The 12221-nt window shown below is 46.5% G+C and carries 11 protein-coding genes; 5 read left to right on the top strand and 6 right to left on the bottom strand.

Features of this window, described 5'->3' with window-relative positions:
• Positions 1-13: 13 nt before the first annotated feature.
• From purE to rhlB, 3 genes are all read right to left on the bottom strand, one after another.
• Positions 14-511, bottom strand: a complete 498-nt coding sequence (gene purE / locus ACRRSX_RS22090; RefSeq protein WP_432455443.1) for a 5-(carboxyamino)imidazole ribonucleotide mutase — start codon at positions 509-511, stop codon at positions 14-16.
• A 391-nt stretch (positions 512-902) separates the two neighbouring features.
• The gene (gene gppA, locus ACRRSX_RS22085) at positions 903-2396 is read right to left on the bottom strand and encodes a guanosine-5'-triphosphate,3'-diphosphate diphosphatase (RefSeq protein ID WP_432455444.1); all 1494 of its coding nucleotides are present in this window, start codon (positions 2394-2396) and stop codon (positions 903-905) included.
• 14 nt (positions 2397-2410) lie between these two features.
• A complete protein-coding gene (rhlB, locus tag ACRRSX_RS22080) occupies positions 2411-3706 on the bottom strand; it encodes an ATP-dependent RNA helicase RhlB (protein ID WP_432455445.1) in 1296 nt (431 codons plus the stop codon).
• Between the two features lie 194 nt (positions 3707-3900).
• Between rhlB and trxA the strand changes: the two genes are divergently transcribed.
• The 5 genes from trxA to fre all read left to right on the top strand — a co-directional run bounded on the left by trxA (position 3901) and on the right by fre (position 9073).
• Complete coding sequence (gene trxA, locus ACRRSX_RS22075) at positions 3901-4227, top strand: thioredoxin TrxA (protein WP_432455446.1); 327 nt, start codon at positions 3901-3903, stop codon at positions 4225-4227.
• 200 nt (positions 4228-4427) lie between these two features.
• Positions 4428-5693, top strand: a complete 1266-nt coding sequence (gene rho, locus ACRRSX_RS22070) for a transcription termination factor Rho (protein ID WP_432455447.1) — start codon at positions 4428-4430, stop codon at positions 5691-5693.
• A 38-nt stretch (positions 5694-5731) separates the two neighbouring features.
• Positions 5732-6634 (top strand): hypothetical protein, encoded by a 903-nt coding sequence (locus ACRRSX_RS22065; protein WP_432455448.1) that lies wholly within the window; start codon positions 5732-5734, stop codon positions 6632-6634.
• Between the two features lie 36 nt (positions 6635-6670).
• Positions 6671-8137: a 4-hydroxy-3-polyprenylbenzoate decarboxylase gene (ubiD, locus tag ACRRSX_RS22060; protein ID WP_432455449.1), complete on the top strand. Its 1467-nt coding sequence runs from the start codon at positions 6671-6673 to the stop codon at positions 8135-8137.
• 240 nt (positions 8138-8377) lie between these two features.
• Complete coding sequence (gene fre, locus ACRRSX_RS22055; protein WP_432455450.1) at positions 8378-9073, top strand: NAD(P)H-flavin reductase; 696 nt, start codon at positions 8378-8380, stop codon at positions 9071-9073.
• A gap of 54 nt (positions 9074-9127) precedes the next feature.
• Here the strand turns inward: fre and ACRRSX_RS22050 are convergent, their stop codons facing one another.
• The 3 genes from ACRRSX_RS22050 to ACRRSX_RS22040 are packed head-to-tail and all read right to left on the bottom strand — an operon-like array spanning position 9128 to position 12217.
• Positions 9128-10297: a heme biosynthesis HemY N-terminal domain-containing protein gene (locus ACRRSX_RS22050; protein ID WP_432455451.1), complete on the bottom strand. Its 1170-nt coding sequence runs from the start codon at positions 10295-10297 to the stop codon at positions 9128-9130.
• Complete coding sequence (locus tag ACRRSX_RS22045; RefSeq protein WP_432455452.1) at positions 10297-11460, bottom strand: uroporphyrinogen-III C-methyltransferase; 1164 nt, start codon at positions 11458-11460, stop codon at positions 10297-10299. Before ACRRSX_RS22045 ends, ACRRSX_RS22050 begins: the two co-directional genes overlap by 1 nt.
• Entirely contained in the window at positions 11447-12217 is a 771-nt protein-coding gene (locus ACRRSX_RS22040) for a uroporphyrinogen-III synthase (RefSeq protein ID WP_432455453.1), read from the bottom strand. Before ACRRSX_RS22040 ends, ACRRSX_RS22045 begins: the two co-directional genes overlap by 14 nt.
• Positions 12218-12221 lie beyond the last annotated feature (4 nt).

The following is a 12221-nucleotide window of genomic DNA, read 5'->3' as shown; positions in this document are numbered from 1 at the left end:
TCTGTTAACCTAACTACTCGGCGATACGTGGGTCGGGGTGCGCCAATACCGATTCGGTTTGCGCGGTGCGGAATGCTTCGATGCGTTGCGCTAGTTGAGGATCGGTGGTTGCTAAAATTTGGGCCGCGAAGAGACCTGCGTTATAGGCTCCTGCGGTACCGATAGCTAAGGTGCCAACGGCGACGCCCTTAGGCATTTGAGCGATTGACAGCAGGCTATCCATACCGCTAAGCGCCTTACTTTGTACGGGCACACCAAGTACTGGAAGACGGGTTTTGGAAGCGATCATGCCGGGCAAGTGCGCTGCTCCGCCTGCCCCACCGATGATGACGCGAATACCCCGTTCAGCTGCATTGGCTGAAAAACTCATTAATTTGTCGGGAGTGCGGTGCGCTGAAACTACTTCCACTTCAAATTCTACGCCTAGTTGGCTCAGTATTTCGGCGGCGTTTTCCATGGTTGGCCAATCACTTTTGGATCCCATGACGATGGCAACGAGTGGTTGTGGCATTGTATTCTCCTCGACTTAATAGCACAGTGGTAACACGTTTTTTGAGACAACGATCTAAATGTTGCTGGTTTGCGGCGCATAGTGCCAGCCTCATCGGCTTAGGTCAATATTAGCGCAGTACTTGTAGTGATATTCGTTGGGTAAAGAAGAATGTTTAGGTGAGCTTAGCTTTGCTGGCCATCTGATAGGATTGCCGGAGCACTAAAGCTTGAGTTGATCTCGGGATTCGGTCTTATGATTCCGCTATCTATAGTGCTGAGTACATCGAGGGAAGCCACGCTTCAGTCGGTGCTATCTTGCCGGTAGGCAAACAAGTAGAAGGGGCTTGCTTAAAATCAATGCTGGCTGCCTTTTAAGCACACTCAGCTTAACCTACAGCATGTAACGAATTTTAACAGAGCGCCTCAATTACCCGCAATGGATAACCAACTTCGCTTTGTACTTTGGCTTCTAGTTCTAGTTCTGCTGCGCGTAAGGGGTGTTGCTCACTCCAGGTGGGAGGAAAACAAAGTTGCCAGTCATTTTCATTCTGTAACAAGCTGATGTTTGGTACGCTACCTTCGGTGCGACGCATACAGACGATGATAGCGATCCGCAGCATGCGGGTTAATATCAGGGCTTCTGGTTTTTCTAAAGCATGTTGTTGGCTTAATAGCTGGGCTTGCCACTGACCTCGCTGATTGAGCATTAGGCTGGAGACAAAATGCTTTTGAGCGCTAGTAAAGCCGGGTAAATCAGAATGATCGATAATATAAGCTGCATGCTCGGGGGCTTTTTTAAATTCGATATTCAAGCCAACCTCATGAAACATAGCTGCCCACTTTAATAAGCTTAAAGCTCGATCGCTGAGACGAGGAGTAACTTGTTGGCAAAGCGTAATCGCACAATGAGCGACTCGCTCTGCTTGTTGTACATCGATGTGATGGCGTTTGATGAAGCTTTCAGCGGTGCGTGCGCGGACGCTACTGGTTTCTTGTTGACTCAGTAGACCATAGACTAAACCCTCGCGTAGTGCGCCGCCCGCGAGGGTGAGTCCTTCAATTTGCAAGCTTTCGAACAAGGCGATTAAAATTGCTAATCCAGATGCAAATACTGGTTTACGTTCTTCGTTGAGCCCCTCGATATTGAGTGTTTCAAGTTTGCCACAAGCGATCACTTGTTGTTGAATCGCTTTCAGTTTGGGATAGGTGATCCGTTCATCGAGGCCTTGAGCGGTGATAATTTCTAATACGGCTTGAATAGTGCCAGAGGCTCCTAAAGCGCTTTTCCAACCGAGACGTCGATAATCACTGAGTACCGGCTCAATCACTGCTTTGGCTGCTTCAATGGCTTGGGCGAAGTTACCCTCACTCAGAGAGTCTGAAAAATAACGCTTCAGCCAGGTGACACAGCCCATATCGAGGCTATTTAATAGCCGAGTTTCGCTTTGTTCACCAATCACTAATTCGGTACTTGCACCCCCAATATCGATCACCAAACGTTTACCATGGCCGCCGCTGGTGTGAGCCACTCCACGGTAAATGATTTTGGCTTCGGTTTCACCGCTAATGATATTGATTTTATTTGCGAGTATTTTTTCTGCTTGAGTTAAAAATACTTGGGCGTTGACGGCCTTACGCAGGGCTGCGGTGGCCACAATTTTGATCTGTTGTTCGGGGATATCGCGTAATTGCTCAGAAAATAAACTCAGGCATTGCCAACCGCGGACCATCGCTGCCTGATCGAGTTGATTATTTTTATCTAAGCCTTCAGCGAGTCGAACCTTTCGCTTAACCTTGGCAATGGTCTGTACGCAGCCACTGAGCTCCCGCACGATTAACATGTGGAAGCTGTTAGAACCTAAATCAATGGCTGCATAGAGGGGCGAAGATTTTGACTCGTTCATCCTTGAGCGCTCAGTTATGAGTGGCGACTGCGTCTTGGTTTGGAGTGGCCGCTACTGCTACTTCGATTACTTCCCCGTGCGCCGCCGCGACTATTGACACTTTTAGGTCGATGAACTCGCTGGGCTCGCGGTAAATCGCGTAGTAAAGCTTCACTGTCATATTGACTCAATGGCACCGGATGTTTGATGTACTCTTCGATCGCCGGTAAGTTGAAAACATATTCTTCACAGGCTAGGCTAATCGCGTGACCACTTAAACCGGCACGCCCAGTTCGACCAATGCGGTGAACGTAATCTTCTGCGTCGTCGGGAAGATCGTAATTAAATACGTGGGTTACCGAGGGAATATGTAGGCCTCGTGCGGCGACATCGGTGGCTACTAAGATGTCTAATTTACCATCGGTAAATTGTTCGAGTATTTGTACCCGCTTACGCTGTGGTACATCTCCGGTTAACAAACCAACGCGGTGTTGGTCGGCAACCAAGTGTCCCCAAATGTCTTCGCAGCGGTGTTTGGTATTGGCGAAAATAATCGCCCGTTCAGGCCATTCTTCTTCGATTAAGGTTTGTAGTAATGCCATTTTGTCGTCATTGGACGGGTAAAACAGCTCTTCCTGGATGCGTACGCCAGTCATTTGTTCTGGCTCTACAATCACGTGTTCCGGTTCGTTCATGTGTTCAAAGGCAAGCTCTTTCACCTTAAATGAAAGGGTAGCCGAAAACAGCATGTTCAGGCGCAGCTTGGGCTCTGGCATGCGGCGCATTAAATAACGAATATCTTTAATGAAACCGAGATCGAACATGCGGTCGGCTTCATCTAGTACCATGGCTTGTAGACTATTGAGGCTAAAGGCACCCTGTTTGAAATAGTCAATCATCCGACCGGTGGTGCCGATGAGGATATCAACGCCTTCATCAAGGGTTGCCCGTTGGCTGGCATAACCTTCACCCCCATACACTAAACCCAATTTTAAGCCAGTTGCTTTGGCTAATAAACGGGCATCGTTGTGAATTTGAATTGCTAATTCACGGGTGGGCGCTAAGATTAAGGCGCGTGGTTGATTTTGTTGGCGACCTTCAGGCACTGGCGTGGTTAGCAAGTGGTTAAAGGTGGCAACTAAAAAGGCTAAGGTTTTCCCCGTACCGGTTTGTGCTTGGCCCGCAATATCCTTGCCTTTCAGCAGGATCGGTAGACTTTGCGCTTGGATAGGGGTGCAATTGTGATAGCCGTGCTGTTCTAAGGCTTCTAATACCCCAGCGTCTAGCTCTAAGTCGGCGAATCGTAGTTCAGTTAAGTGTGCTTTGCTCATGGCGTAAGCATATCACAGCTATCTGGCACTACCAGCACCACATTTACTTTTATTGTGCTGGTGATTTACTTATGTTAATTGGTAGTAGCTTAGATTGCCTTGGAATGAGCTTGGGCTTGCATTCATTAGTCGGATCATTTCAAATAGTCGGGTACATTATCTATATAGATAGCAGAGAATATTTGGAGTAATACATGAGCGACAAATTAGTTCAGCTGAGTGACGATAGTTTCGAGGCAGACGTACTAAATGCAAGCACACCTGTATTAGTAGACTTTTGGGCTGAATGGTGTGGACCGTGCAAAATGATTGCACCGATCCTCGATGAAGTTGCTGAAGAATACGCAGGCAAAGTTACCGTAGGTAAGTTGAATATTGATCAAAATGCGGCGACTCCGCCCAAGTTTGGTATTCGCGGGATCCCTACTTTATTGTTATTTAAAGATGGCAAAGTGGCTGCGACTAAAGTTGGTGCGCTGTCTAAAGCACAATTAACAGCGTTTTTAGACGAAAACCTGTAGTAACTATGTGAGCAGGTCGACATTCGTTGCCTGCTTTTGCTGGATCTTTCTTCACAATAGTGCTAATTTTACTTTCGAATTTTCCTACGCCTGTTATTTAAGGCTATCTCTTGGCCGACTGAACAGTCGAGTAAGCATCTCTACTATATCTAACTCACTCTGCCGTCAGTCTATTTCGACAAAACTGAATACTCACCATTATGAATTTAACTGAGCTAAAAAATACCCCGGTCCATGAACTGATTACGCTAGGCGAATCGATGGGCTTAGAAAATCTGGCCCGTCTGCGTAAGCAAGATATTATCTTCTCGATCCTCAAGGCTCACGCGAAAAGCGGGGAAGCCATTTTTGGACATGGTGTTCTCGAAATTCTGCAGGATGGCTTTGGCTTTTTGCGCAGTGCAGACAGTTCTTACCTGGCTGGCCCTGATGATATTTACGTTTCGCCTAGCCAAATTCGCCGTTTTAACCTGCGAACTGGTGATACCGTGGAAGGTAAGATTCGACCGCCGAAAGAAGGTGAGCGTTATTTTGCTTTGCTAAAGATTGGTCAAGTAAACCACGATAAACCTGAAAACTCTCGTAACAAAATCCTCTTTGAAAACCTTACGCCTTTACATGCCACTAAACGGATGCGCATGGAACGCGGTAATGGTTCCACAGAAGATATTACTGCACGAGTTTTAGATTTGGCCTCGCCGATAGGGAAAGGGCAACGTGGTTTGATTGTTGCGCCTCCTAAAGCGGGTAAAACTATGTTGCTGCAAAATATTGCACAAAATGTGGCTTTTAATCATCCCGAGTGTGAGCTGATTGTGTTGTTGATCGATGAGCGTCCAGAAGAAGTTACCGAGATGCGACGCTTGGTTCGCGGAGAAGTGATTGCTTCTACCTTTGATGAACCTGCAAGCCGTCATGTACAGGTTGCCGATATGGTGATTGAGAAAGCCAAGCGTTTGGTTGAGCACAAGAAAGACGTGATTATTCTGCTTGATTCTATCACTCGTTTAGCGCGAGCCTACAATACCGTGATTCCTTCTTCAGGCAAGGTACTTACTGGTGGTGTGGATGCCAACGCGCTCCATCGTCCGAAGCGCTTCTTTGGTGCTGCGCGTAACGTTGAAGAAGGTGGCAGCTTAACTATTATTGCCACCGCCCTGGTTGATACCGGCTCAAAAATGGATGAAGTCATCTACGAAGAGTTTAAGGGTACCGGTAATATGGAATTACACTTAAGCCGTAAGATTGCCGAAAAACGTGTTTATCCAGCGATTGATATCAATCGTTCTGGTACTCGTCGTGAAGAGTTACTTGCCAGTGGTGATGAACTGCAGAAGATGTGGATCCTACGGAAGATTGTGCATCCAATGGACGAAACAGGCGCGATGGAGTTCTTGATTGATAAGCTCTCAATGTCTAAGACTAATGATGAGTTTTTCGATGCGATGAAAGCCCAGAAAAAATAGGCGTAAACTGGCCGCAACCGCGGCCAGTTTCATTTCCGATGATAAAACGCTTACTGTTTGTTTTAATCCTTAGTTACCCGCTACTTGCCCATGCCGAACAGCAAGGTCCGAATCCTCCTTCTTCAGCTATTGACCCTCAAGTACCGTTAACTATTTTACTTCGAAGCGTTGATGCTTTGATGCAAAATCAGCCCGCTTGGGTGATTGATTTATTACCTCAATTACTTCCTGAACATCGTGAAGCTTTATTGTATGAAAGCTTGCGTTATTTACATCAAAACCACCATGTACCCAATCAAACCTTAAAAAATTGGTTATTAAAGCTTGCTGCGGAGCGCCCGTTGACTCGAGAATCGGCGGTGATTGATGGTTACGAGGTGATTCGGCCGACTTATGATTACCCAGCGCTAGCGCGTAGTCTTATTTTGAATCAGCTCTCCGCTGAGCGTTCACAATTCTACTTAAGTGAGTTATTACACGATCAATTTCAATGGTCTTTGGTATTCCGTAAGAACAATCCATTGTTGCTGGAACAGCAATTAGATTTGATCCGTGCCTTATCCCAGTTGGATGCTCCACAATTACTGCATGTTCGCAAAACGATGCCCAGCCAGTTGTATTTTCCGGATAATCACGTGGTGGTTGCTTTGGCCGTTGGTTCCGGTTCTAGTCAAGCGATTCGCGAGGTGCTAGGTTTACCGATGGATCAATACAGTGTGTCTTTATTAGAAAAGTTACGCACCCAATGGCCAGCGGAACAGGCTTTTGAGCTGTTGAAAGGTGCTGCCGAGAATCCTGAATTATTGTATTTCTCTTATAGTGCGATAGCTCGCTTAGGTCAGAATTACCCTCCAGCTGCGCAGTTCATTTTGACTCAGTATCGGGATCCTGAATATCAAGAACTCGCGGCAATGGTTATGATTGAAATGCAATCACAGTAGTGGGCCAGTTTTGGCTTGCATCACTAGGTTAATTGAATGAAATATAAAGATTTACGAGATTTTATTGGTTTGCTCGAGCAGCGCGGCGAGCTGAAACGGATTACCGTTGAAGTGTCGACTGAATTCGAAATGACCGAAATTTGTGACCGTACCTTAAAAGCCGGCGGTCCAGCGTTGTTATTTGAAAATGTGAAGGGCCATAGTATGCCGGTATTAGGCAATCTATTTGGTACTCCGGAGCGGGTTGCTTTAGGCATGGGGCAAGAGTCGGTATCAGCCTTGCGTGAAGTGGGAACCTGGCTGTCTTATTTGAAAGAACCTGAGCCACCTAAAGGGCTGAAAGAACTTTGGGAAAAGTTGCCGATTTTTAAGCAAGTACTCAACATGCCCACCAAGAAGCTACGCAGCGCACCTTGTCAGGAAGTGGTCTGGAGTGGCGATGAGGTTGATTTAGATAAATTGCCGATCCAACATTGTTGGCCGGGCGATGTGGCACCTTTGGTTACCTGGGGTTTAACCATTACCCGCGGTCCCTATAAAAAACGACAAAATCTGGGTATCTATCGTCAGCAAAAGTTAGCCAAAAATAAGTTGATTATGCGTTGGCTTTCTCATCGCGGAGGCGCTATCGATTTTCGTGAGTTTCAAGAACTGAATCCGGGCAAGCCCTATCCGGTGGCGGTTGCTTTGGGAGCCGATCCGGCGACGATTTTAGGTGCTGTGACACCGGTACCGGATACGCTTTCAGAATATGCTTTTGCGGGTTTATTACGTGGTAGTCGAACCGAAACAGTGCAATGTATTAGTAATGACTTAGAGGTGCCCGCGAGTGCAGAGATTGTTTTAGAAGGCTACCTGATGCCGGGGGACAATGCACTAGAAGGGCCCTATGGTGACCATACTGGTTATTACAATGAAGTGGATGAGTTTCCGGTGTTCACCATCACCCACATCACCATGCGTCAGGAGCCGATCTATCATAGTACCTACACTGGACGCCCGCCAGATGAGCCCGCTGTACTTGGGCTCGCCTTGAACGAAGTGTTTGTGCCGATTTTACAAAAGCAATTTCCAGAGATTGTTGATTTCTACCTTCCGCCAGAAGGTTGCTCCTACCGTATGGCAGTGATTACCATTAAGAAACAGTATCCGGGGCATGCCAAACGAGTGATGTTAGGGGTATGGTCTTATTTGCGTCAATTCATGTACACCAAGTTTGTAATTGTTTGTGATGATGATGTGAACGCACGCTGCTGGCAGGATGTGATTTGGGCGATCACCACGCGCATGGACCCGAGTCGCGATACCACTTTGATCGATCACACGCCTATTGATTATTTAGATTTTGCTTCGCCCATCTCCGGTTTAGGATCAAAAATGGGTCTCGATGCGACCAATAAATGGCCCGGTGAAACAACTCGAGAGTGGGGGGAAGTAATTGAAATGACGCCAGAAGTGAAACAGCGCGTGGATAGTATTTGGCAACAATTAGGCATAGACTAATTGTTAAATATACGGACACTACATTGATGGCGTAAAGGGTTATACTGAGTCATTGCAAATTAATTTCCTGCCTGCTTAAATTTTGCAGCCAACCCGTCATTGACTTGCTTAGCTTCGGTTGTCGTACTAAACGTTTCCGTTTAGTACCCAGGGAAGGGGATTTATATCTGTTAGGCTAACCGGTTGTATCGTTGGTGAAGTAGGCGATACATGAGATCGAGAAGATTAAAAGGGGAAAATATGAAGCGCATTAGCTGTAAGGTTGCATCGGTGGCACCGATTTTAGATGACATTTTTAATGTCGAATTACATCCAGAAGAATCGCAAAGTTTTATCGCTGGTCAGTACTTACAAATTGTGATGGCGGAAGATGATAAGCGACCCTTTTCATTAGCCAGTTCGCCAGAGCAGAGTGAAGTGTATGAGCTACACATCGGTGCGCCTGAAGGAAACCCTTACGCCCGACAAGTCATCGATAAGCTCAAAAGCAGTGGTGAAATAGAAATTGAAATGCCCTTTGGGCATGCTGGTTTCGATGATAATTGCCAACGTCCGGTCTTGATCATGGTTGGCGGAACGGGCTTCTCCTATGCGAAGTCTATTATTGAGCATCTGATCGACAGTGAGCAAGAGCGGCAAATTTACTTATATTGGGGTGGCCGCAATTTAGGGGGGCTGTACTTACATGAGTTGGCTTATCAGTGGGCAGAATTAGATCAGGTGACCTTTGTGCCGGTATTAGAGCATGCTGTGCCACAATGGACCGGAAAAAAAGGCCTGGTGCACCAAGCTGTTTTAGAAGACTTTTCGGATATGAGCAATTTAGAAGTGTATATTGCTGGCCGTTTTGAAATGGCCGATGTAGCCCGGAGCGCCTTTGTTGAACAAGGCTTACCCTTGGCACAATTGCATGGCGATGCCTACGAATTTATTTAGTGGTTTGTTGGGCATAAGCGGCGAGCACATGCTCGCCTTTTTAGGTTGACGAAACTACATCGTCAAGGCTTGACGATAGTAATCCATCGCTTGTTGCGGCTCTTCCAGTTGTCGATAGGTTTCGGCGAGGCCTTGGTAAGATTCGCGACTGGCGACAATATTAATACTTTGCTCAAAGTAATCTTTCGCTTCAGGCCATTGTTGTTGCTGCAGATGTAATTGTGCGATCAAGTTTAATAAGGCTGCGTTATTTGGCGATTTACGTAATAAGCCTTTCAGTTGCTGTAATAGCGGATAAGGGTCGCTGAGCTGTAATTTTGCTGCGACTGCGAGTAGCTCGGGATCGTGATGTTTGTTGAGTAAGTCACCGAGTAATTGGTAAGCCGCAGCGCTATCGCCGGATAAGACTAAAGCTTGGCAGGCAGCAGCAGCAATCGTCATCGATTTTTTTTGTTTACGTGGCATTGCATTCCAATATGCGGCCACTTTATCGGCGCCTTGGGTATTGGCGAGCTCTAGAAATAGAGCCTGATAACTACGTGATAATTCAACTTGGTAATGCGAGTCTTCAAGCAACTGGGCCTTATATGCGATAGGAAGCAATTCAACATAAGCTTGCCACTGACCTAATTCGGGTAAAATCTGCAATAGCATGCGTCTTACTGGAGCCTGTTTACGACTTTCGGCAGGGAGCTGTTCAATGCTATTCAGCGCCGCGCTAAAGTTCTGTTGTTTAATTTGTAAACGGGCTTGGGTGATCAGGACCGCGCTATCATTGTTGGTCATGCGGGTGGCTTGCTCCAAGTACTGATCGCGTTTCTTATCTTGTCCTTGTTCTTGTGCCGCTTCTGCGGCTGTTAGATAATTCAACGCTGGAGCGCTGCTATAAGTGGCCGCTTTACTGACCAATTTTTCGGCGTGCTGATAGTCGCCGCGCATCATTGCTAACATGCCTTGCTGAGTATGACTAATCGCTTTTTGTTTGCGTCGATCGCCCCACCAGTTAGTACTGCGAGAAAAGCTTAGCCATAGCCAGCGAAGTAGCCAAATTGTGAATAATAAAATACAGAAACAGATAAAGCTGACAAATAGTGCACTGGTCACCGACATCTCAACGGTGTAACTATCAAAAGCGATTAGTACATAGCCTTTGTTGCCCGCAAGTTGTGGCCCCAGAGCTAAACCTAACGCTAAGCAGGCCAATAAAATCAGAACTTTAAACATTATTCAGCTCCTTCTGCTAGAGAAGGCTGTAGCCGTTGTTGGCGATCTTTAATGGCTTGTTCAGCGGCATCTAAACTGGATAATTTTTCCGGTAACTGATCCACAATCTCCAGCCCTTGTAAGCGCTTCAAATCAACCAACATGGCCTGGGCTTGTTGGTTTTGCATGAAGTAGTTGCCGACCCATTGTGCAGTGCGTTGTAACTTGGCCTTAAACAACTCTCCTTGTCCTCGGAATAAGGCCTGTTCGGCCTGCTGTAATTGTAACTTAAGATTTTCTTTCAGGTACCATGCGTGTTTGGGTTCGATGAGCGCTTCGACTTGACCATCGCGACGACGCACAGTGATGAAATTTTCGCTGAATTTACGCCAACTTTTAGCTAGATTGTCACGCCAGTCAGTACTATCACTGCTGAGCTGATTATTTTGTTCTTGCAGCGCAGCGGGTAACTCGATTTCAGCCAACTGTAAGGTCTCGGTTTGTTGCAGTAGACTTTCTAAGGTAAAAGCAATGCCCTCTTTATCGACCAATGGAATTGCTTTGAGCGTTTGCACATCATTGTTTATCGCGCGGCGCAGAGCTAACAGGTGAGGATCGTTGGCATGGTTGACACTACTATCAGCTTCGATAAGAAGTGCGATGGCGGTGCTGGGATCATGTTCCAGCCATAGTTTATAGGCCGCCAGTTGTAATAGATAATTCGCTTCGTTGAGTCGCCAATGATTGGCATCTTTAATGTTGAGCAAGGCCAGTTGATGTTCAATGGTTTTACGATGTTGTTCAGTGAGTTCCAACTGGGTTTTTAGGCTCACCAGAGACTGTTGCTGGCTGCCATATTGTTGCTTCAATGTTTCAAATTGACTGCTGTTGGTTGCGACGGCACTGACTAAACTTTGCTCTTTGGCTGAGAGGCTAGTTTTTAAGAGTTGTATTTGGCTATCTGCGTGTTGTAACTGTTGTTGAGTTTGCCAATAAACACCCGCGCTTAGGCCGATGCTGATCAGGATCGCCGCGATGGCCAATAGCTTGGTTGATTTATTGTTCGGCGTTGCTTGGCTGGTTGTTTTAGGCATTTTTTCCGCCGCCGTTTGCTTGGCGTGTTTCACTGTATCGCTAGGGGATGGAACCTGATTTTGGTTCTCTGATTGTTTATCTTTGGTCATTTTCATTCCTTGCAGATGGCAGTATTTGCTTTAAAGCTTCGATACATGCTTTATCCGATGCGCCGTCGCACAGTACAATGTGCATAAAACCCAAACTTTGAGCGTATTTAAGCAAGCGTTGACTTGGGACTAATAAATGGCACTCTCGCAGCCACTCAAGTTGCTCTGCTTTACTCATAAGGGTAGTCAGATGTTTCAATATTTCACCACTAGTAGCAACAATAGTGTTGATCTGCAAGCGCCATTGTTCAAGTTGTTGCTGTGGATAAGTGATTAATTTTCGTTGATAACAACTCAAATAAGTGACTTTAACACCTCGGGTTTGGAGCTGTTGCGCGAGCCAATCTCGTCCTTGCTGGCCGCGCAAAATGGTCGCTTGATCTAATCCGGGAAATTGCTGTTCGATGAGTTGTAGCATGCCTTCACTGTCTTGGCGACTTGGCACTGATGCCTTCACCCCATATTGTTGCCAGCATTCCGCAGTGGCTTTGCCCACGGCTAAGTATTGTAATGATCTTGGCCAGCTTAATTGTTGTTGTTCTAACCATTGTTGACAGGCTTCTACCGCATATTGGCTGACAGCCACGATCAGCCCGTTCGGCGTTGTAGAGCTCAGTACTTGTTTTAGCCGCGCTAGCTCGGGGCTGCTAATAATTTCAACCATCGGTGCAGCGATGGCTGAAAAGCCATGTTCGCTGAGGGTTTCAACACAGCGTTGATTATGTGGCTGCGGCCGAGTAATGAGTAATGGCACCATCGTT

Origin of the sequence: Agarivorans sp. QJM3NY_30 (assembly GCF_050870855.2) — a bacterium.
In the GTDB taxonomy this organism is placed as follows: Bacteria; Pseudomonadota; Gammaproteobacteria; order Enterobacterales; family Celerinatantimonadaceae; genus Agarivorans.
The sequence above is the reverse complement of the archived record's forward strand: the minus strand, read 5'-3'. Positions and strand labels throughout refer to the sequence as shown.